We start from the raw sequence: 22,184 nt of genomic DNA, 5'->3' as shown, positions 1-22,184 counted from the left end.
CCCGATCTCTGGCCCAATCTCTGGCTGGGGGGCGGGCGCCGGTCGCCCGGCGCCCGCCGGGATTACTTGTAGATGCCGACGTAGGCGACGAGGTCCTTGCCCGCGACCTTCTTCACGTAGGTGACCTTCGGCTCGATCTTCTCCGACGCCGGGTTCTTCCAGCGGTACTCGACCCAGCCCTCGCCCTTGTCCTTGGCGACCTTGAGGATCTCCTGGATGATGAAGACGCCGTCGGCGTCCTTCACCTGGCTCATGTTCTGGCCGACGCCGGCCGGCTTCGGCGGATAGACGCGCCAGACGCCGTCCAGGTCGATGACGTTGACGTAGATCTCGCCGCGCTTGAACTCGCCGTCGGCGTTGAAGGCCTTCGCGGCGTCGTCCAGGCCTTGGGCGGCCAGCAGGTCGGCCGCCTTCAGCGTGATCGCCTTGGCGTCGTCCATGGTCGGCTTGCCGTCCTGGGCGGCGGCGGCCCCGGACAGGCCGAGCACCAGCAGGCCGGCGGCGACGAGACGGAACAGTGCGCGCATTCGTTTTCCCCCTAATGATTATTGATGCGTCCGATCGGTTGCCGGCGCGCATCCGCAAGATTTTCGCAACGCTCCGTTCCCCTGTCCGGATGGCGCGCAGATCAGAGTCTACTATCGTAAGGTTTCACGAATTTGTCCGTCGGATTTTTCCTTTGTCATACTTAGGTTGCTGCGATGCAACAATCATGGCCATACCTATGAGCGGGGGCGGGAGCGGCGCTCTATCCCTGCGCATGAGCGGCCTGTCGGCGCCCTCCCCGGGGGTTTCCGGACGGCCCTGCAGCTTCGCGGCCTATTGCCGCACAACGTCGCCGGGTCCACTATTCTCGGAACAGGCAACGGAACGGGGGGATTCGGCATGCGCATCGCGGTCTTGGGCGCCGGCGCGGTCGGCGGCTATTTCGGCGCCAGACTTCTGGCCGCCGGGGCGGACGTGGCGTTCCTGGCGCGCGGCCGGCATCTGGCGGCCATCCGGCAGGACGGCCTGCGCATCGAGAGCGCGGCCGGCAACCTGCACCTCAAGAACGTCACGGCCAGCGACGACGCGGCGGCCATCGGCCCGGTCGACATCGTGCTGTTCGCCGTCAAGCTGTGGGACACCGAGGCGGCGGCGGCGACGCTCGCCCCGCTGATCGGCCCGGAGACGGCGGTCATCACCCTGCAGAACGGCGTCACCAGCGCCGAGACGCTGGCCGCCGCGGTCGGTGCCGCGCACGTGGCCGGCGGCGTCGCGCACATCGCCGCGCAGGTCTTCGCCCCCGGCGTCATCCGCCACACCGGCACCATGGCGCGCATGAGCTTCGGCGAGCTGAACGGCAAGCGCTCGGAGCGGATGACGCGCTTCCACGCGCTGGCCGCCGACGCCGGCTTCGACGCCATCTACAGCCCGGACATCCTGTCGATGATCTGGGAGAAGTTCACCTTCCTGGCCCCCTTCAGCGGCGTCACCGCGCTGACCCGGCAGCCGGTCGGCGTGATCCGCGCGGTGCCGGAGACGCGCGCGCTGTTCCTCGACGCGGTGGCCGAGGTGGCGGAGCTGGCGCGGCGCAAGGCGGTCAACCTCGGCCCCGACATCCTGGACCGCATCGGCACGCTGATCGACAGCCTGGTGCCGGAGATGAAGTCCTCCATGCTCAACGACCTGGAGCGCGGCGGCCGGCTGGAGCTGCCCTGGCTGTCCGGCGCCGTGGTGCGGCTGGGCCGCGAGCTGGAGGTGCCCACGCCGGTGCACCGGGTGATCGCGGCGGCGCTGGCGCCCTACGCGGACGGTCAGCCGGCCAAATAGTCCGCGGCACAGGGGTGGCGTGACGCGATGCCGCCCCTTTTTTCCGTCGACAGGTCCCCGCCCGCGGGTGGACCATTCCGCCAGCGTATCGAAGAAACGACCACCGGGAGGTGTGCATGCCCCATTCACAAGTATCGACGGCGCGCTGCGCTGCGCTGGTCGGTCCGTACCTGAGCGGCAAGACGACCCTGCTGGAGAGCCTGTTGTTCGCCACCGGCGCCGTCACCCGCAAGGGCAGCGTACGGGACGGCAACGCGGTCGGCGACAGCGCGCCGGAAGCCAAGGCCCGCCAGATGAGCGTCGAGGTGAACCTCGCCCACGCCGAGTACCTGGGCGAGCGCTGGCACTTCCTCGACTGTCCCGGCTCCGTCGAGCTGGGCTACGAGACGCAGTGCGCGCTGATGGCCTGCGACGTGGCGGTGATCGTGGCCGAGCCCTCGGCCGAGCGCGCCGTGCTGCTGGCGCCGCTGTTCAAGTTCCTCGACGACAACCAGATCCCGCACATCCTGTTCGTCAACAAGGTGGACACGCTGGGCGACCTGCGCATCCGCGACGTGGTGCAGGCCTATCAGGCGGTCTCCTCGCGCCCGCTGGTGCTGCGCGAGGTGCCGTTCCGCGAGGGCGACCGCATCGCCGGCTACGTCGATCTGGTCAGCGAGCGCGCCTACCACTTCAACCCGCACAAGCCCTCCGACCTCGTGCAGATGCCCGACTCCGTCAAGGAGCGCGAGTCCGAGGCCCGGCAGGAGATGCTGGAGGCGCTGGCCGACTTCGACGACGGCCTGCTCGAACAGCTCCTCGAGGACGTCAGGCCCGAGCCCGGCAAGGTCTACGAGGACTTCGCCAAGGACCTCGCCGAGGATCTGATCGTGCCGGTCTTCCTCGGCTCGGCCGAGAACGACGGCGGCATCCGGCGCCTGCTGAAGGCGCTGCGCCACGAGGGCCCGGAGGTGACCAGCACCGCCGAGCACCGCCTGATCCCCGACGGCGCGGTGGTGGCGCAGGTGTTCAAGAACCTCAACGCCGCGCACGCCGGCAAGCTGAGCTTCGCCCGCGTCTGGCGCGGCACGGTGACCGACGGCATGACGCTGGGCGGCGAGCGCGTGTCCGGCGTCTACCACATGATGGGCCACGACCAGCAGAAGCTGACGCAGGCCGCGGCCGGCGAGGTGGTGGCGCTGGGCCGGCTGGAGAAGGCGAAGGCCGGCGACATCCTGACCGACAGGGGCAACGACGGCGCGCCCGCCAACTGGCCGGAGGTGCCGTCGCCGGTGTACGGCCTCGCCGTGAACGCCGAGAACCGCAACGACGAGGTGAAGCTGACCGGCGCCATCCAGAAGCTGATCGAGGAGGACCCGTCGCTGAAGTTCGAGCAGTCCCCCGACACCGGCGAGATGGTGATCTGGGGCCACGGCGACATCCACCTGCAGATCACCATGGACCGGCTGCGCAGCAAGTACAACGTGCCGGTCAAGGGCAAGCCGCCGCAGGTCCCCTACAAGGAGACGATCCGCAAGGGGGTGCCGGAGCACCACGCCCGCTTCAAGCGGCAGACCGGCGGCCACGGCCAGTTCGCCGACATCGTCATCCAGGTCAGCCCGCAGCCCCGCGGCTCCGGCTTCGCGTTCAAGGACGCCATCGTCGGCGGCGTGGTGCCGCGCAACTTCATCCCGGCGGTGGAGGCCGGCATCCGCGAGTACACCGTGCAGGGTCCGCTGGGCTTCCCGGTGGTGGACTTCGCGGTCAGCCTCACGGGGGGCCAGTACCACGCGGTGGACAGCTCGGAAATGGCGTTCAAGACGGTGGCCCGGCAGGCCATGCAGGAGGCGCTGCCGTCCTGCGAGCCGGTGCTGCTGGAGCCGATCCTCCAGGTCTGCGTCGCCGTGCCCAGCGAGTTCACGCCGAAGGTGCAGCGCTTGGTCAGCGGCCGGCGCGGCCAGATCCTCGGCTTCGACGCCCGGCCCGGCTGGCAGGGCTGGGACGAGGTGAAGGCCTACATGCCGCAGGCGGAGATCCACGACCTGATCGTCGAGCTGCGCTCGCTGTCCTTGGGCGTCGGCACCTTCACCTGGACCTTCGAACGCCTGCAGGAGCTGACCGGCAAGATGGCCGACAAGGCCGTCGAGCAGCGGAAGGCCGCGCTGGCGCACGCGTAAGTCGGATCAGTCCCTCCCCCGCCTCCGGCGGGGGAGGTTAGGAGGGGGCAACGGCCACCCCGAGGATCCGTACCCCCCACCCTCCCCACTTCGTGGGTCCCCTCCCTCCCCCGCCGGGGGCGAGGGAGGGACTCACTCCCCACAGGACTCCGGAATGCTCCTCCCGCCCCAGGTCGACGCCGTGCTGCGCGACCTCGAAGACCTCGGCCACGCCAACGACGCCCGCGAGGCCGACCGCTCCCGCAAGATGCTGAACCTGGAGCGCGACACCGCCGAACTGCTGCACGTGCTGGTCCGCACCGGCCGGCGCCGGCGCGTGCTGGAGATCGGCACCTCGAACGGCATCAGTACCATCTGGCTGGCCGCCGCCCTGCAAGCCACCGGCGCGCCGGAACCGCTGGTCAGCATCGAGCGCGATGCCGGCAAGCTCGCCCAGGCCCGCGCCAACCTGGAACGCGCCGGGCTGGCCGACCGCGTGCGCCTGTTGCACGGTGACGCCACGGAGACGGTGGCCGCCCTGCCCGGCCCCTTCGACTGCGTGTTCTTCGACGCCGACCGCTGGAGCGCCCCGGACCAGCTCCGCCTGCTGCTGCCGCGGCTGGAGCCGGACTGCCTGCTGCTCGCCGACAACGCGCTGTCGCACCCGGCGGAGATCGCCGGCTACATCGCCGCCGTCGAGGCGCTGCCCGGCTTCGCGACGACGGTGTTCGCGCTGGGCAAGGGGCTGCACGTGGCGAGCCGGGCGTAGGGCGGCTCTACGGGAGGGCGGAAACGAGAAGCAGGCCCAGATAGATGCCGATGAACAGGCCGAGGACGATGCCGTAGTCCTCCTCGGTCATCGGGTTGGTGTCGGGATCGAACTGCCGCATTCGGTACGCCTTCTGGGTCGTTGCCTCGCCAGAATAACGTTTGACGGCAGGGGGTGTTGCGACAACGGCGCGGCAGCACCCCCGTAACCATGACCCGATCCGGTCAGGTGGACGGTCGCGCTTCGCCGGTGATGGCGGGCTTCTCCGGCATCTCCTCGGCCAGCGCCCTGTAGGCCATCCCGCCCGCCAGACCGCCGACCAGCGGCGCGACCCAGAACATCCAGAGCTGTTGCAGGGCCCAACCGCCCATCACCAGCGCCGGGCCGGTGCTGCGCGCCGGGTTCACGGAGGTGTTGGTGACCGGGATGCTGATCAGGTGGATCAAGGTCAGGGCCAGCCCGATGGCGAGGGGAGCGAATCCCGCCGGGGCGCGCCGGTCGGTCGAGCCGAGGATGACGAGGACGAAGAAGAAGGTCAGCACCACCTCGATCAGGAAGCCGGAGGAGACCGCGTACTGGCCCGGCGAATGCGCCCCGTAGCCGTTCGCGGCGAGTCCGTTCGTCGCCAGGCTGTAGTCCGCCTTGCCGACGGCGACGACGTAGAGCACCAGTGCGGCGGCGAAGGCGCCCACGACCTGGGCGACGACGTAGGGCAGGATGTCCTTGGCCGGGAACCGTCCGCCGGCCCAGAGGCCGACGGTCACCGCCGGGTTGAGGTGGCACCCGGAGATGTGCCCGATGGAATAGGCCATGGTCACGACGGTGAGGCCGAACGCCAGGGAGACGCCGAGCAGTCCGATGCCGACTTGCGGAAAGGTCGCCGCGAGCACCGCGCTGCCACACCCGCCGAAGACCAGCCAGAACGTCCCGAGGAACTCGGCCGACGTCCGTCGGACCATGGTCATGCCTGCCTCCTGTCCCTGGCGCCGGTGAACCGGCGCGTGCCGCTGCACCACAGGGTAGACCCGATCGGGCCGGGACGGGACGCACGCCTTGGAGGGAGGCCGCGGAGCAGAGGAACAGGCTTCGAGGTCTCCCGGGCGCAGAGGGGCCAGTCCGCCGTCAGGCGCTGCGGATCCGCTGCAGGAAGCTGTCCACGCCCTGGCTGAGCGAGTCGGCCTGCTTGTGCAGGTCGCGGGCCGCGCCGAGGACGTGGCCGGCGATGCCACCGGTCTCCGTGGAGCCCTTGGTGACCTCGCCGATGGTCTGGGTCACGCTCTGCGTCCCGGTGGCGGCTTCCTGGACGTTGCGGGCGATCTCCTGCGTGGCGGCGGCCTGCTCCTCGACCGCGGCGGCGACCGTGGTGACGATCTCGTTGATCCGCGTGATGGTGTTGCCAACGCCCTTGATGGCGTCGGCCGAGTTGCGCGCCGCATCCTGCATCCCGGCGATCTGCGTCGAGATGTCCTCGGTCGCCTTGGCGGTCTGGTTGGCGAGATTCTTCACCTCGGACGCCACCACGGCGAAGCCCTTGCCCATCTCGCCGGCGCGCGCCGCCTCGATGGTGGCGTTCAGCGCCAGCAGGTTGGTCTGGCTGGCGATGTTGTTGATGAGTTGCACCACCTCGCCGATCTTCTGCGCCGCCTCGATCAACCCGTTGACCGTGCCGTTGGTGCGCTCCGCCTCGTCCACGGCGGCCCGCGCGATCTGCGAGGACTGGGCGACGTGGCGGCTGATCTCGGCGATGGAGCTGGTCAGCTCCTCCGAGGCCGACGCGACGGTCTGCACGTTGGCCGACGCCTGCTCGGCGGCCGAGGCGACCTGGGTGGACTGGCGGCTGGTCTCGCCGGCGATCCGCGACATGCGCTGGGCGTTGTCCTCCATCTCGTTCGATGCCGCGACCGTGTTGCCGACGATGGCCTTGACGCTGCCCTCGAAGGTGTCGGCAAGCTGGTTGAGGATCTTGCGCTTGCTCTCGCGCTCGGCCTCCGCGTAGGTCTCCAGGAGGACCTCCAGGTCCAGCCAGGCGACCTTGCCGATCGCGTCGCGCAGCGCCGCCTTCTCCGCCGCCCCCTTGTCGCCGAACAGCGACCGCCGCGCGGCGGCCGCGTCGAGACCGAGTTCGCGGACGATGCAGCCGGACACCGTGTGGTGGCAGATGGCCGCGGCATAGCCCGGCACGCCGTTGTCGTAAAAGGCCTGGGCAAGCCGCTGCGCCGATTCCAGGAAGCCGTCGCCCAGGGCACCGGACGCCACCCGCGACCAGTGCTCGACGCGCGCCTTGTGGACGGCGGGCTTCATCAGCGCCGCCTGGATCTCCGGCCACGCGGCGAAGTGGGCATGCCATTGCTGCAGCAGACCGGGCAGCCGGCGCTCCGCGAACTCCGCATTCCTGCGCAGCAGCGCGATGTCCTGATCGGTGATGTTGAAGACGGCAAACCGCTTGCGCTGCTCTTCGGTCGTATTTCTACCGGCCATCACGAGACACTCCCTCAGACGGGCGCACACGTCCGTCGCCGTGCGGACTCATCACATCCACACACGACGCGGGCGGCAGCCACCATTCTCCCGCGGAATACGCCGGTATGTATACATCGACCGTCAAGACGAGTCTATGACATTTATTGTTAAAAAAGATAATGACTCATGAATACCAAAGGGAAACCCCACCGGACTCATTCGATCTCTTGAAGCAGCATAATGCTCGATGTCGACGTATCTGATTAATTTTTGCGGCAAACAAAAATCCGCCGTAGGACGGGCGCCCCACCCCGGACGCGGACGCGCGGGACGCAAGGGCGATTGCATGAGCCGATGAAAGGCCATGAGGCCCTTCTCCCTCAAGGGCCGAAGAGGCCTTCAAGCGAACGCCGTGTGCGGCGCGCTTCACAAACGCGAGCGCACGGTGTAAGATTTTATTCTTATCTGATTGGAGCGGCGGCGGCCTCGGCGTGATGAAACACACCGGCAAAAAGCGTTTCACGGCGTTGCAAGCGGTTGCACTCGGTTCGAGAGGCGCTTCGCCGCGCGCGCTGCACGGCCGCACTCGAACGGCCGCCCGCAACCCGTTCAATGAAAACCCGCGCTGCCGGAATTCCGCCGCTGGGCAGCCGGCGGTTGGTGCGCGATCAGGCACCGTGGGGCACGCGAGGGGGCGGTCTCCCGCCCCCTCGGCCCACTCACGCTCAGTCCTTCAGATTGCCGCAGAAGCGCTGGATGCGCACGCAGGCCTCCTCCAGCTCGGCCGTGCTGGTGGCGTAGGAGATGCGGAAGTGCGGAGCCAGGCCGAAGGCCGAGCCCTGGACCACCGCCACGCCCTCGGTCTCCAGGAGCGCGGTGACGAAGTCCTCGTCGGTCTTGATCACCGTGCCGCCCGGCGTCGTCTTGCCGATGGTGCCGGCGCAGGACGGGTAGACGTAGAACGCGCCCTCCGGCGTCGGGCACTTGATGCCCTTGGCCTGGTTCAGCATCGACACCACCAGGTCGCGGCGCTGGCGGAAGGCCTCGGCGCGCTCCGCGATGAAGTCCTGCGGGCCGTTCAGCGCCTCGACCGCGGCGGCCTGGCTGACCGACGACGGGTTGGAGGTGGACTGGCTCTGGATCACGCCGATGGCCTTGATCAGCTCCTTCGGGCCGCCGGCGTAGCCGATGCGCCAGCCGGTCATGGCGTAGCTCTTCGACACGCCGTTCACCGTCAGCGTGCGGTCGTACAGCGACGGCTCGACCTCGGCCGGCGTGCAGAACTTGAGGCCGTCGTACAGCAGGTGCTCGTACATGTCGTCGGACATGACCCAGACGTGCGGGTGCTTCACCAGCACGTCGGTCAGCGCCTTCATCTCGTCCCAGGTGTAGGCGGCGCCCGACGGGTTGGACGGCGAGTTCAGGATCAGCCACTTGGTCTTCGGCGTGATCGCCTTCTCCAGGTCGGCGGCCTGCAGCTTGAAGCCCTGCTCGGCCGGGCAGGAGACGGTGACCGGCGTGCCCTCGGCCAGCTCGACCATGTCGGGGTACGACACCCAGTACGGCGCCGGGATGATCACCTCGTCGCCGGGGTTCAGCGTCGCCATCAGCGCGTTGTACAGCACCTGCTTGCCGCCGGTGCCGACGGTGATCTGGTCGGCCGTGTACTTCAGGCCGTTCTCGCGCTCGAACTTGGCGCAGATCGCCTTCTTCAGCGCGGGCGTGCCGTCCACGGCGGTGTACTTGGTGTCGCCGGCCTGGATGGCCTTGATGGCGGCGTCCTTGATGGTGTCCGGCGTGTCGAAGTCCGGCTCGCCGGCACCCAGCCCGATCACGTCGCGGCCGGCCGCCTTCAGCTCGCGGGCTTTGTTGGTCACGGCGATGGTCGGCGAGGGCTTGATGCGCGACAGGCGGGAGGCGAGGATCGACATGGGTCTGCCCCTAAAGGATCGATGGTGGACAATGCGGCCGGAAAAACGGCTCGCGACAATACGACCGACCTCGGATGGATGCAAGGGCGCGCGGACGCCTTTCCCGACGGGGCGGGCCGCCCCCCGATCTCCCGCGCGCGCGATCATTGGACTTGAAGACCGGGCATGGCACGGCTAAGACGGGGGCGAATCAGCGGCCCAGCCCGCCAATAAACCGCTCAGCGACAAGGACGCGTCAGTCATGCCCGACAAGCAGTTGCTCCACCTCGTCTTCGGCGGCGAACTCGTGCGCCCCGACAGCCAGGAATTCGTCGACCCGAAGAAGCTCCACATCGTCGGCATCTTCCCGAACTACGACGAGGCCCAGAAGGCGTGGCGCGGCGCCACCGGCGCCACCATCGACGACGCCCACATGCGCTACTTCATCGTGCACCTGCACCGCTTCCTCGATCCGGCCAACAAGGACCACGATCACCATCACTGACCGGCCGCGGCAGGACCCGGTCGTCCGGCGCGGGCGTTGAGGGAGGGGCAAGCCCCTCCCCCGGCAGCAGCGGAGGACGACCGTGGCGGTCTTCTTCACCAGCGACACGCATTTCGGCCACGCCGGCGCGCTCGGCCGCTTCCGGCGCCCCTTCGCCTCGGTTGCGGCGATGGACGAGGCCATGGTGGCGGCCTGGAACGCCACCGTCTCCCCCGGCGACGAGGTCTGGCACCTCGGCGACTTCGCGCTGCGCACCGGGCCGGACGCCATGGCGGCGCTGCTCGACCGCCTCAACGGCACCAAGCACCTGATCGCCGGCAACAACGACGGCCCGCCCACCCTCGCCCTGCCCGGCTGGGCCAGCGTCGGGCACTACGCCGAGATCCGCGCCGAGGACACCCACCTCGTGCTCTGCCACTACCCGTTCCGCACCTGGAACGGCATGTACAAGGGGGCGCTGAACCTGCACGGCCACAGCCACGGCGCGCTCAAGCCCATGCCCCGGCAGATCGACGTCGGCGTCGATGTCTGGGGCTTCCGCCCGGTGCGGCTGGCCGAGCTGGCGGCGCCGCGGCGGCGCAAGGCGGCGGCCACAGCCGCAGCGCCCTGACGTCAGCCGTGCGCCAGCCGGGCGACGAAGCGCCCGACGTGGTCGTCGAGGTCGCGCAGCTGCGCCGACAGCCCGGACGCCTTGCCGAGCAGCGTGCCGGCCGCCGCCCCGGTGCCGTCGGTCGCCCGCTGCATGTCGGCGACGACGCCGGAGACCGCGTCGGTCGCGGTCGCCACCACCTCGACGGTCGCCGCGATGTCGCCGGCGACCCGCGTCTGGCCCCCGATGGCCTCGCCGATGGTGGCCAGCAGCCGGTCGATGCGGTCGATGGTCTGGGCGATCGACTGGGTGACGCGCACGGTGTCGGTGGTCACCGCCTGAATGGCGGCGATCTGGCCGGAGATGTCCTCGGTCGCCTTGGCGGTCTGGCTGGCGAGGTTCTTCACCTCCGTCGCCACCACGGCGAAGCCTTTTCCCGCTTCCCCCGCCCGCGCCGCCTCGATGGTGGCGTTGAGCGCCAGCAGGTTGGTCTGCGCCGCGATGTTCTGGATCAGGTCGACCACCTCGCCGATCCGTTGCGCCGCGTCGGCGAGGCCCTGGACGGTCCGGCTCGACGCCCGCGCCTCCTGCACCGCGCCCGACGCGATGCCGGTGGACTCGCCGGCCAGGGTGCGGATCTCGCCGGTCAGCGTGCCCAGCCGGCGCACCGCCTCCGACGCCGTGCGCACCGCGCCGGCGATGTCCGCCATCCGGCCGCCGACGGCTCCGGCGAGGTCGCGCGTGCGCGCCGCCATGGCGTCCATGTCGCCGGCCGCCCCGCGCACCTCCTCGGCGGACGCGCCGACGTCGCCGACCATCCGGCGGATCGTCGCCTCGAAAGTCTCCGAGGTGCGCAGCCGCTCGGTCACCGCCTGCCACGTCAGCATGGCGCCGCAGTAGGCGCCGGTGCGGTCGGTGACCGCCACCAGGTTGAGGTCGAGGTGCTCGTCGCCGAGCCGCAGCCGGCCGTGGTAGGGCATGCGCTCCGGCATGGGGAGCACGGCACGCAGCTCGGCGCCGACGGCCGGGAACAGCGCGTCCACCGGGCGGCCGCACACCGTGTCGGCGGTCGCCGGGAAGTTCGGCCCGAGGGCGCCGATCAGCACCTTCGTTGCCGCGTTGACGTAGGTGACGGTGAACCCCTGCGCGGTGTCGCACCACATCAGCGGCGTCGGCACGCAGTCGATCATCATCATGGCCGACTCGAACCACGTCTTCAGCTCGGCGTGCCGCTTCTCCAGCTTGTGGAGACGTTTGTTGAGCGTGAACGGGTTGTTCATCGCGCCTCCTCCCCCTTATTTGTCCCTACGGACATTGGGGAAAGGGTACTCCAGGCGGCGCTGTTACCCCTTTCGTACTTTCGTCTCCAAGGAACGCTTGTCACACGCCAGTCAGCATCTGCTGGCGCAGCGCGTCGTCCAGCTCGGTGGGCAGCACCGGCTTGTGCACCACCAGCAGGCCCTCGGCCGCCGCGTCGCGCAGCGCCGCGCCCGCCGTCTCGCCGGTCAGCAGCACGCCGGGGATGGGGTGGCCGCAGGTCTGGCGGATCAAGCGGATCGCCTGGGTGCCGACCTCGCCGGCACGCAGGCGGTAGTCGCTGACCAGCACATCGGGCAGCCGGCCGTCGGCCTGGATGCGCTCCACCGCCTCGGCGCCCGAGCTGGCGGTCAGCACCCCGTAGCCCCATTCGGTCAGCAGCGCCTCCAGCGCCGTCAGCACGATGGAGTCGTCCTCGACCACCACCACCAGCCGCGAGTCCGCGCCCGGGCCGGGGGCCGGCCGCGCCGCGGCGCGTTCCGGCGGCGCGCCGTCGGGGTCGAGCGGCACCTCCACCGCGAAGACCGAGCCGGTGCCCGGTTCCGACCGCGCCGTCACCGGGTGCCCCAGGAGATCCGACAGCCGCCGCACGATGGCGAGGCCGAGGCCGAGGCCCTTCTCGCGGTCGCGCTCGGGGTTGCCGACCTGGTGGAACTCCTCCCAGATGCTGGCCATGTGCTCGGCCGGGATGCCGATGCCGGTGTCGTGCACCTCGATGGCGAGGCGGTCGTCGCCGACCTTATGGCAGGTCACGCGCACGCCGCCGCGCGGGGTGTAGCGGATGGCGTTCTCGACGAAGTTGCGCAGCAGCTGCGCCAGCAGCGTCGGGTCGGTGCGCACCACGGCGCCGCACCGCTCCACGCTCCAGCCCAGCGCCTTGTTGGCGGCGATGCGGGCATAGGCGGTGTCGAGCGCGTCGAGCAGGTCGGCCACCTGCACGCTGCGGACGTCTGCGGTGACCGAGCCGGCGTCGAGCCGCGAGACGTCGAGCAGGCTGTCCAGCAGCCCCTTCATCGCCTCCAGCCCCTTGTGCAGCGCGCCCAGCGTGCCCAGCGCCTTCTCGCTGCCGGCGACCTGCGCCTCCAGCACGTGGGCGAACAGGAACAGGGATTGCAGCGGCTGGCGCAGGTCGTGGCTGGCGGCGGCGAGGAACTTGGACTTGGCGAGGTTGGCCTGCTCCGCCGCCTCCTTGGCCTCGGCCAGCTCGCGCTCGATACGCTTGCGGTCGGTGATGTCGACGATGCCGGAGTAGATGTAGGCCTTGCCGTCGATCTCCACCGGCAGGACCGAGACGATGACGTCGCGCATCGCCCCGTCCTTGGCCATCATCCGCGTCTCGAAGGCGGCGCGGGCACCCGACGCGATCAGGTCGCTCTGCGCCTGCACGATCTGCTCGCGGGTGCTCCCGACCTCGATGTCGGCGACGCTCAGGCGGGCGAACTCGGCGCGGCTGTAGCCAAGGATGCGCGGCGTCTGGTCGTTGAAGGCGACCAGGCGCAGCGTGCCCGGCTCGACCATCATGACGCCGAAGGGGGCGGCCTCGAACAGCCGGCGGAAGCGCTCCTCGCTGTTGCGCAGCGCGGTCTCCACCGCCTGCCGGCGCGACACGTCCTCGACGATGTTGAGGCGGGTGCCGCCGTCCTCGCCGCCGCGCACCAGCGACGAGGTGACGCGCACCCACACCCGGCTGCCGTCCTTGCGGATGTACCGCTTCTCGAAGGCGTAACGGCCCACCTCGCCGGCCAGCAGGCGGCGCAGCGGCTCGCGCTCGCCCGGCAGGTCGACGGGATCGGTGATCTCCTCGAAGCTGCGGCCGACCAGCTCGGCGCGGGAGTAGCCGAGGATACCGCACAGCGTCTCGTTGGCATCGACGATGCGGCCGCCGAGGTCGAGGCGCTCGATGCCCACCGCCGCCTGCTCGTAGACCGAACGGAAGCGCTCCTCGCTGGCGCGCAGCGCCGCCTCGGCGCGCTGCAGGGCCTCCAGGTGCTCCTCCTTGGCGACCAGGGTGGACTCGGCGTAGCGGCGGCGCAGCACCTCGGCGTGCAGCCGGTCCTCGCGCCGGCGGGCGACCTGCACCACGGCGGCGAGCAGCAGCGCCGTCGCCGCGGCCAGCACCGCCACGATCAGCACGCTGCGCCGCCACGGCTCCATCACCGTGGCACGGTCGAGGCCGACGGTCACGAACGCCGGATGGTTGCCCAGGCGCGCCTGGAAATAGATCCGCTCGCGCCCGTCGCCGACGGCGCGAAAGGTGTAATGGCCGCTTTCCTTTCCGCTGGCGGCCAGCGCGTAGAAGGGGGACGCGGCCGGAATGCGCGGCGAAGGCGCCGTCAACGCCGGATAGCGGGCCAGGATCTCGCCGTCGGTGCGCAGAATACCGACGACGTGCGGCGCCTGCTCACCCAACACGCCGCGCCAGAACCCGGCGAAGAAGTCGATGGAGGTGGTGACCAGGATCACGCCGTCGAAAGCGTCCGCCGGACCGCCGGCGGGCGGCGTGCGCCGCCGGCTGATGTTGAAGGTCAGGTTGCCCTTCAACTGGCCCTGGATCATCCGGCCGAGATGGGTGGCGGCGCGCTCCCTCAGCACCTGGAAGTACTCGCGCTCGTTCGCCGGTGCGAACGGCATCGGGAAGAAGTCGGCGCTTGCGGCCGTCCGTCCGTCCGGCCGCACCAGCCACAGCCCGTCGATGTGCGGCGAGGCCCCGGCCAGCGCCTTCAGCCGGGCGTGCAGCGGCTGCGAGGCCTCGATCTCCTCCCACGACAGCCCGGCGATGTGGGCGTCGATCTGGGCGATGACCTGCTCCTGCACCTCGAACACGCGCATGGCGTGCTCGCGCAGGATGGAGACCATCTGCGTGCCCTCGGCCAGGGCCCGCTCCTGGGTCAGCTCGTAGGAACGCCACGCGATGGCGCCGGCGACCACCGGCGGCAGCACGAGGGAGACCCAGAAGAGGATGGTGAGGGGACGCATGCGGGCGACAGGATAGAGGAAAACCGTAACAAGTCCGCAAACACTTTATGCCGAACAGGATATCTCCGGCCGGGTGGGGTTGCCCTCGTCCACCTCGTCCTCTTGCGCCACACGGTTGCGCCCCAGCCGCTTGGCGGCGTAGAGCGCGCGGTCGGCGCGGCTGAGCAGGCGCGACAGGTCGTCCTCCGGGCGCAGCTCGGCGATGCCGGTGCTGACGGTGAAGCCGAAGGCGCAGTCATCATCGCGCACCTGGTGGGCGGCGACCAGCTCGCGCAGCCGCTCCATCACCGGCATGGCGGACTCGAGCCCGGTTTCCGGCAGTGCGATGGCGAACTCCTCGCCGCCCATGCGGCCGATCACGTCGGAGGCGCGCAGCGCGTCGCGCGCCAGTTCGGCGAATCCGCGCAACGCCGCATCGCCGGCGGCGTGGCCGTGGCTGTCGTTGATCGCCTTGAAGTGGTCGAGGTCGACCATGGCGACGCTGAGCGGCCGGCCGTAGCGCCGGGCGCGCTCCGCCTCGGCCTCCAGCCGCTCCAGGAAGTGGCGGCGGTTCGGCAGCTCGGTCAGGCCATCCATGACGGCGAGGCGCTGCAGTTCCGCCTCCAGCCGCTTGCGCTCGGTGATGTCGTTGATGCCGAGGACCATGGCCGGCTCGCCGTCGAACACCGTGCGCGCCGCCGACAACAGCACCACCAGCGCGCTCTCGCCACGGCGGAACTCCACCTCCACGTCGCGGGCGTGGCCGTTGCGCGCCACCACCTCGATCAGCCGCGCGCGCGCCTCCGGCTGGCTCCAGTAGGTGGGGGCGTAGACGCCGATCAGCCGCTCGCGCGGCGACTCGAGCAACCGCTCGGCCCGGCTGTTGACGAACAGCAGGCGGTGCGTGCGCAGGCTGCTGACGAACAGCGGCACCGGCGCATCCTCCAGCACCAGACGCAACTGCGCCTCGCTCTCCTTCAGCGCGGCGGTGCGCTCGGCCACCGTCTGCTCCAGCGTGTCGACCATGCGGCGCAGGTTGCGCTCGGCGCGGCGGCGGTCGTTGGCCTGGGCGCCGCAGGACAGCACGGTCAACGCCGCGGTGACGATGAAGACGCCGACGTACAGCATCGGCTTGTCGATGCCTGGAGCGGCGAACGGGCCGTAGCCCATGACGGTGCCGCCGACCACCAGCAGCACCAGCACGCTGAACTGGGTGTAGGTGTCGCGCAGCAGGAAGCGCATGGCCATCCACGCCAGCGGCACCAGCAGCAGGAAGGGCAGCGCCGCGTTGGCCGGGTCGTCGAAGCGCACGCCGATGAACAGCGCCATCCCGCCGGCCAGCGTCACCGCCGCGACCAGCACCAGTTCCATCAGCCGGCCGCGCGTCGCCGCGCCGAAGCCGCGGTCGAGTCCCCACAGCAGCGCCGACGGCGCCAGCACCAGCGCACCGCCGGCGTCCGACAGCCACCAGCGCACGAACACCGGCACCGCGAGGTCGCCCGGCACCACGCCGGCGATGACCAGCACCGCCGCCCCGCAACCAGCGCTCACCGCGGCGTGCACGCCGACCGCGCCCAACGCGAAGGAGGCCACCGGCCGCAGCCCCGGCAGGCGCGTCAACGGCCCGCCGAGCCGCAACGCCAGCCGCACGCCGACCACCGGGCCCAGGGCGTTGCCGGCGGCGATCCCCGCCGCCTCAGCCCAGGTCGCCTCGAACACCACGAGGTTGGAGAGGAACGCGCCGAGCGCCAGGCCCGGCACCGCCTTCCAGCCCAGCAGCATGGCGGCGGCGACGGACAGGCTGGCGGCCGGCCACAGCGGGGCCGGAAAGAAGCCGTATTGCCGGAAGAACAGGTCGGTGACGACGCCCAGCCCCAGATAGGCCGCGGCGGCCAGCAGGTTGGCGCACAGCACGGCGCGCGGCCGGTCCGCCCAGCGGACGCCGCCTCCGGCGATGCCGGTCGTGCTCGCTTCCCAACCCCCCATGGGGATCTCCGCCCCTTCTTGCTGGCTCCGCTTCTACCATCTTCAGCGGCGGAATGGCGCCAGAAATCTTTACGGACGCAGGGAACACCGTACCTTTGGATGATCCCCAACCGGAGATGTGCACGCCAAAAGGGCGATGGCGGGCGAGAGGAACGCCCGGGCACGTTGTTGGTCGCAACGCCACGCCGCATTCAGAGGAGACGGCCCCGTGCCCGCCGCGACGAGCCCCAACGCCCAGCCCTCTGCCCTCCCCGCCGACGCGCTGCGCCACCTGGAAGACGAGGTTCTTCCCGACTACATCGCCGCCCGCCGCTGGTACGCCGCCAAGGGCACCGGCCGGCCGCGCGTGCAGGTGGTGGACGCGGTTCCGCTGGGCGGCGCCCAGCTCTGCATTTTGCGCGTCCAGCCGCCGGGCCGACCACCGCAGCTCTATCTGCTGCCGCTGGCGGTGGAGCGGAGCGAGGCCGCCGGCGATTCCTTCCGGATCGCCGGGCCGGGCGACGGGCCGTGGGGCGGCGTCGTGCGCGACGGCTTCGGCGACGACCGCGTGGTGCGGGCGCTGCTGGACGGCATCCGCAGCGGCGGTGGGGACGGACGGCTGCGATTCGGCCGGACGGCGGCGCTGGAGGGCGTGGCGCTCGACGGGGCGCTGCACCGGCCGGGGGCGGAGCAGTCCAACACCTCGATCCGCATCGGCGGCGCGGCGATCCTCAAGGGCTTCCGCAAGCTGGAGGCCGGCACCCACCCGGAGCTGGAGGTCGGCCGCTTCCTGACCGAGGTCGCCGGCTACGCCAACGCGCCGCCGCTGCTCGGCTGGGTCGAGGTGGCGGCGGGGGAGGAAGCCACCATGGCCGCCGCCGTGCTGCAGGCGCTGGTGCCCGACGCCGCGGACGCCTGGGCGCACGTCACCGGCCGCCTCGCCGACCGGCTGCGCCGCTTCGACGACGCCGACGCCGAGGCCGACCGCGCGCTGTTCGCCCTGATGCGCCGCCTGGGCCAGCGCACCGCCGAGCTGCACCGCGCCTTCGCCGCGCCCACCGACGACCCGGCGTTCCGGGCGGAGCCGGCCGACAGCCCGGTTCTGGCTTCCTGGGCGGAGGACGTGCGGCGCATGGCACACCACGCGCTGGACGCGCTGCGCGGCGCGCTGCCGCTGCTGGGCGGCGATCTCGCGGCGCAGGCGCGCACCCTGCTGGCCTGCGAGCCGGCGCTGTTCGCCCAGATCGACGCGCTGCTCCCGAAGGCCGGCGGCCTGCAGCGCACCCGCCTGCACGGCGACTTCCACCTCGGCCAAGTGCTCGTCTCCGGGAACGACGTCTTCATCATCGACTTCGAGGGCGAGCCGATGCGCCCGCTGGCCGAGCGCCGCGGCAAGCACAGCCCGTTGCGCGACGTGGCCGGCATGCTGCGCTCCGTCGCCTACGCCGCCGCGACGGCACGCCGCGGCCTGCCCGAGGGCCTCGACGAGCCGACGCGGGCGGCCCGCGAATCCTGGCTGGCGTGGTGGGAGGCGGAGGCCGGCGGCGCCTTCATCGACGGCTACCGCGCGGCCATCGGCGACTGCCCGAGCTTCCCGGCCGATGGCGAGGCCGCCGCCGGGCTGCTGAAGCTGTTCCTGCTGGAGAAGGCGCTGTACGAGGTCGGCTACGAACTGGCGAACCGGCCGGACTGGCTGCCGATCCCGCTGGGCGGGGTGCTCGGCCTCCTCGGTGCCGACGCCGGACCGGAGGTCGCCGACCACGTCGGCACCCGGGCGGCCGAGCGGCTGGGCGAGGTGCGCCGGCACCCGATGCCCTTCGGCGCCGAGGTGCTGGGCGACGGCACGGTGCGCTTCCGGCTGTGGGCGCCGGGGGTGGAGTCGGTGTCGCTGTGGCTCGACAGCGCCGCCGAGCGGCTGCCCATGCTGCGCCGGGGGGCGGGCTGGTTCGAGTGGACCACCGCGCAGGCGCAGGCCGGCACGCGCTACCGCTTCGTGCTGCCGGATGGGCTGCGGATCCCCGACCCGGCGTCCCGCTGGCAGCCGGAGGACGTGCACGGCCCCAGCGAGGTCATCGACCCGGCCACGCACCGCTGGCAGGACACCGACTGGCACGGCCGCCCCTGGCACGAGACGGTGCTGTACGAACTGCACGTCGGCACCTTCACGCCGGAGGGCACCTTCCGCGCCGCCATCGGCAAGCTGGACCATCTGGTCGAGCTGGGCGTCACCGCCGTCGAGCTGATGCCGGTCTCCGACTTTCCCGGCCGCTGGAACTGGGGCTACGACGGCGTGCTGCCCTACGCGCCGGACAGCGCCTATGGCCGGCCGGAGGATCTGAAGGCGCTGGTCGACGCGGCGCACGCCCGCGGCCTCATGGTCTTCCTCGATGTCGTCTACAACCACTTCGGGCCGGAGGGGAACTACCTCAACGCCTACGCCGCGTCCTTCTTCACCGAGCGCCATCACACCCCCTGGGGCGCCGCGATCAACGTGGACGGGCCGGACAGCGCCACCGTGCGCGACTTCTTCATCCACAACGCGCTGTACTGGATCGAGGAGTTCCACCTGGACGGCCTGCGCTTCGACGCCGTGCACGCCATCCCCGACGACAGCGACACGCCATTCCTGGAGGAACTGGCCGAGCGCGTCGCCGGCTTGACCGGCAGCAAACGGCACGTGCACCTGGTGCTGGAGAACGACGACAACGCCTCCCGCTTCTTGGAGCGTGCGGCGACCGCCCCGCGCTGGTACACCGCGCAGTGGAACGACGACCTGCACCATGGACTGCACGCCGCGGCGAGCGGCGAGGCCGGCGGCTACTACGCCGACTACGCCGACGATCCGGAAAAATGGGCGCGCGCGCTGGCCGAGGGCTTCGCCTTCCAGGGCGACCCGTCCGCCTACCGCGAGGGCGAGCCGCGCGGCGAGCCTTCGGCGCACCTGCCGGCGACGTCCTTCGTCAGCTTCCTGCAGAACCACGACCAGATCGGCAACCGGGCGTTCGGCGAGCGCATCGGCGCCATCGCCCCGCACGCGGCGGTGCGCGCCATCACCGCCATCACCCTGCTGGGACCGCAGATCCCCATGCTGTTCATGGGCGAGGAGTGGGCGGCCCCGCAGCCCTTCCCCTTCTTCGCCGACTTCGGCGGCGACCTCGCCGACGCGGTGCGCGAGGGCCGGCGCGCGGAGTTCGCCAGGTTCCCGGAGTTCCAGGACCCGGGCTCCCGCGACCGCATCCCCGACCCCAGCGCCGAGGAGACGGTGCGCAGCGCCGCGCTGGACTGGAGCCTGCGCAACCGCCCGCCGCACGCCGACTGGCTGGCCTGGGTCCGCCTGCTGCTGACGCTGCGCAGCGTCGAGATCGCACCGCGGCTGGCGAACATGCCCGGCGGCACCGGCGCCTACGCGGTGGCCGGGCGCGGCGGCGCGTCGGTGCGCTGGCGGCTCGGCGACGGCAGCACGCTGCACCTGCGCGCCAACCTCTCCGGCACGCCGGAACCCGGCCTGACCGAGCCGCCGGGCCGTCCTCTCTGGGCCGAGGGCGAGGGGGTGCGCGACGGCGCGCTCTCCGCGTGGTCGGTGATCTGGTCCATCGAGGAGCCGACCGCGCTCGACCGGCTGGCCGGGCGCATGGGCATCGAGACCTCTTACACCAACGCCGCGGGCGAGACGATCACCGCGTCGCCGGACACGGTGCGGGCGCTGCTGTCCGCCATGGGCGTGGACGCGCCGGACGAGGCCGCCGCCCAGGCGCGTCTGGCCGGGATCGAGCGCGCCGAACTGGCCCGCGCGCTGCCGCCGGTGGCGGTGCTGCGCACCGACCGGCCGCCCTTCGCGGTGCCGCTGACGCTGCCCGCCGGAACCACCGAACTGCGCTGGACGCTGACGCTGGAGGACGGCGGCGAACGGAGCGGCGACATCCTGTTCGCCAGCCTGCCACTGGAGCGGGCGGCGGACCTCGATGGCTGCCCGGTGGAGGTGCGCCGCCTGGACCTCGGCGAGGGGCTGCCGCTCGGCTACCACACGCTGAGTGTCGAGGCCGGGGCGCAGACGGCGACGGCCACGGTGATCGGCGTGCCCGACCGCTGCCACCTGCCGGCGCCCATCGAGATGGGAACGCCGGTGTGGGGACTGTCGGCACAGCTGTACGCCGTGCGCTCGGCCGCCGACTGGGGAATCGGCGACTTCGGCGACCTCGCCAGCCTCGCCGAGATGGCGGCCAGCCGCGGCGCCTCGGTGATCGGGCTCAACCCGCTGCACGCGCTGTTCCTCGACGCGCCGGAGCAGTGCAGTCCGTACTCCCCGGCCAGCCGGCTGTTCCTCAACCCGCTCTACATCGACGTCACCGCCCTGCCCGAGCTGATCGGCTGCGCCGACGCCCGCGAGCGCATCGCGTCGGACGCGTTCCTGGCGGCCCGCACCGAGGCGCGCGACAACGACATGGTGGATTACGCCGCGGTGGCCGCGTTGAAGCTGCCGCTGCTGGAGACGCTGTTCCGCGCCTTCCGGACCGACGCCCCCGCCTCCCGCCGCCTCGCCTTCGAGGCGTTCCGGCGCGAAGGCGGCACGCGCCTGGAGCGCTTCTGCACCTTCCAGGCGCTGCGCGAGCGCTTCGGCGGTCAGGGCTGGCCGCAGTGGCCGGAAGGGTACCGCGAAGCGGCCTCCGACACGGTGAAGCGGTTCGCGCAGGAGAACGCGGAGCGCATCGACTTCCTGGCGTGGCTGCAATGGGTGGCGGACTGCCAGTTGGAAGCCGCTGCGGAGCGGGCCAGGGCGCGCGGCATGGCCGTGGGCTTCTACCGCGACCTCGCGGTCGGCGCCGACGCCAGCGGGGCGGAAACCTGGGCCTCGCCGGACGTCGTGGTCTCCGCCGCCCACGTCGGGGCACCACCGGACCTGTTCAATCCGGCCGGCCAGGACTGGGGCCTGCCGCCCTTCCACCCGCAGGCACTGCGCGAGCAGGGCTATGCCGATTTCATCGAACTTCTGCGTGCCAACATGCGGCACGCGGGCGCGCTGCGCATCGACCACGCCATGGCGCTCCAGCACGTCTACTGGATCCCCGAGGGGCGCTCGCCCGGGGACGGTGCCTACGTCGCCTACCCCATGGACGACCTGATCGGCATCCTGGCGCTGGAGAGCCGCCGCCAGAACTGCCTGGTGGTCGGCGAGGACCTCGGCACCGTGCCGGACGGCTTCCGCGAGCGTATGGCGGCAGCGGGGATCCTCAGCTACCGCGTGGTGTTCTTCGAGTGGACGGAGGACGGCGGCTTCGTCGGGCCGGACGACTACCCGTTCCTGGCGCTGGCCACGGTGGGCAGCCACGACCTCGCCACGCTGCGCGGCTGGTGGGAGGGCAACGACATCGAACTGAAGGCCACCAAGGGCCTCTACCCGGCACCCGACGAGGCCGACAGGCAGCGCGCCCGCCGCCGCGACGAGCGCGGCCGGCTGATCGACGCGATCCGGGCGGCGGGGCTGCCGCTGCCGGCCAGCTTCGGCGCGGAGTCACCCTACGACCTGACGCTGGCGAACGCCGTGCACGCCTTCCTGGCGCGCAGCAACGCCGCCATCGCCATGGTCCAGCTCGACGAGCTGACCGACGAGCGCGAGCAGATCAACCTGCCGGGCACCGTGGACCAGCACCCGAACTGGCGGCGCAAGCTGTCGTTGACGCTGGAGGAACTGGCCGACGACGCCCCGGCCACCGCGTTGGCCGCCATCCTGGCCGCGGCGCGCCCGGCCCCCACCGGCAACGCGTAGGGA

13 protein-coding genes are annotated in these 22,184 nt (G+C 71.3%); 6 read left to right on the top strand and 7 right to left on the bottom strand.

Annotated elements, in window-relative coordinates; all coding sequences use genetic code 11:
• Positions 1-62: 62 nt before the first annotated feature.
• Positions 63-527 (bottom strand): cache domain-containing protein, encoded by a 465-nt coding sequence (locus TSO221_RS07745; protein ID WP_109117911.1) that lies wholly within the window; start codon positions 525-527, stop codon positions 63-65.
• Positions 528-885: 358 nt separating this feature from the next.
• Here TSO221_RS07745 and TSO221_RS07740 point away from each other — a divergent pair, with 358 nt between their 5' ends.
• From TSO221_RS07740 to TSO221_RS07730, 3 genes are all read left to right on the top strand, one after another.
• The gene (locus TSO221_RS07740; protein ID WP_109117910.1) at positions 886-1,812 is read left to right on the top strand and encodes a 2-dehydropantoate 2-reductase; all 927 of its coding nucleotides are present in this window, start codon (positions 886-888) and stop codon (positions 1,810-1,812) included.
• Between the two features lie 116 nt (positions 1,813-1,928).
• Entirely contained in the window at positions 1,929-3,968 is a 2,040-nt protein-coding gene (locus TSO221_RS07735; protein WP_109117909.1) for an elongation factor G, read from the top strand.
• 154 nt (positions 3,969-4,122) lie between these two features.
• The gene (locus TSO221_RS07730; RefSeq protein WP_109117908.1) at positions 4,123-4,716 is read left to right on the top strand and encodes a class I SAM-dependent methyltransferase; all 594 of its coding nucleotides are present in this window, start codon (positions 4,123-4,125) and stop codon (positions 4,714-4,716) included.
• Between the two features lie 224 nt (positions 4,717-4,940).
• Here the strand turns inward: TSO221_RS07730 and aqpZ are convergent, their stop codons facing one another.
• The 3 genes from aqpZ to TSO221_RS07715 all read right to left on the bottom strand — a co-directional run bounded on the left by aqpZ (position 4,941) and on the right by TSO221_RS07715 (position 9,107).
• Complete coding sequence (gene aqpZ, locus TSO221_RS07725; protein WP_109117907.1) at positions 4,941-5,681, bottom strand: aquaporin Z; 741 nt, start codon at positions 5,679-5,681, stop codon at positions 4,941-4,943.
• Between the two features lie 157 nt (positions 5,682-5,838).
• Entirely contained in the window at positions 5,839-7,194 is a 1,356-nt protein-coding gene (locus TSO221_RS07720; RefSeq protein WP_109117906.1) for a globin-coupled sensor protein, read from the bottom strand.
• 707 nt (positions 7,195-7,901) lie between these two features.
• Positions 7,902-9,107, bottom strand: a complete 1,206-nt coding sequence (locus TSO221_RS07715; protein WP_109117905.1) for a pyridoxal phosphate-dependent aminotransferase — start codon at positions 9,105-9,107, stop codon at positions 7,902-7,904.
• Between the two features lie 241 nt (positions 9,108-9,348).
• On the opposite strand from TSO221_RS07715, the gene TSO221_RS07710 reads away from it, so the two are divergent.
• Both TSO221_RS07710 and TSO221_RS07705 read left to right on the top strand, forming a co-directional pair.
• Positions 9,349-9,591, top strand: a complete 243-nt coding sequence (locus tag TSO221_RS07710) for a DUF4170 domain-containing protein (RefSeq protein WP_109117904.1) — start codon at positions 9,349-9,351, stop codon at positions 9,589-9,591.
• An 82-nt stretch (positions 9,592-9,673) separates the two neighbouring features.
• Positions 9,674-10,201, top strand: coding sequence for a metallophosphoesterase (locus tag TSO221_RS07705; RefSeq protein ID WP_109117903.1), 528 nt, complete (start codon positions 9,674-9,676; stop codon positions 10,199-10,201).
• Between the two features lie 2 nt (positions 10,202-10,203).
• Here the strand turns inward: TSO221_RS07705 and TSO221_RS07700 are convergent, their stop codons facing one another.
• From TSO221_RS07700 to TSO221_RS07690, 3 genes are all read right to left on the bottom strand, one after another.
• Positions 10,204-11,460, bottom strand: coding sequence for a methyl-accepting chemotaxis protein (locus TSO221_RS07700; protein WP_109117902.1), 1,257 nt, complete (start codon positions 11,458-11,460; stop codon positions 10,204-10,206).
• A gap of 100 nt (positions 11,461-11,560) precedes the next feature.
• A complete protein-coding gene (locus TSO221_RS07695; protein WP_109117901.1) occupies positions 11,561-14,473 on the bottom strand; it encodes a PAS domain S-box protein in 2,913 nt (970 codons plus the stop codon).
• A 45-nt stretch (positions 14,474-14,518) separates the two neighbouring features.
• On the bottom strand, positions 14,519-16,438 hold the full coding sequence (locus tag TSO221_RS07690; protein ID WP_109117900.1) for a diguanylate cyclase: 1,920 nt from the start codon (positions 16,436-16,438) through the stop codon (positions 14,519-14,521).
• Between the two features lie 208 nt (positions 16,439-16,646).
• Here TSO221_RS07690 and treZ point away from each other — a divergent pair, with 208 nt between their 5' ends.
• Complete coding sequence (treZ, locus tag TSO221_RS07685) at positions 16,647-22,181, top strand: malto-oligosyltrehalose trehalohydrolase (RefSeq protein ID WP_247877950.1); 5,535 nt, start codon at positions 16,647-16,649, stop codon at positions 22,179-22,181.
• The last annotated feature ends 3 nt before the right edge of the window (positions 22,182-22,184 follow it).

The organism is Azospirillum sp. TSO22-1, assembly GCF_003116015.1.
Classification (GTDB): Bacteria; Pseudomonadota; Alphaproteobacteria; order Azospirillales; family Azospirillaceae; genus Azospirillum.
The sequence above is the reverse complement of the archived record's forward strand: the minus strand, read 5'-3'. Positions and strand labels throughout refer to the sequence as shown.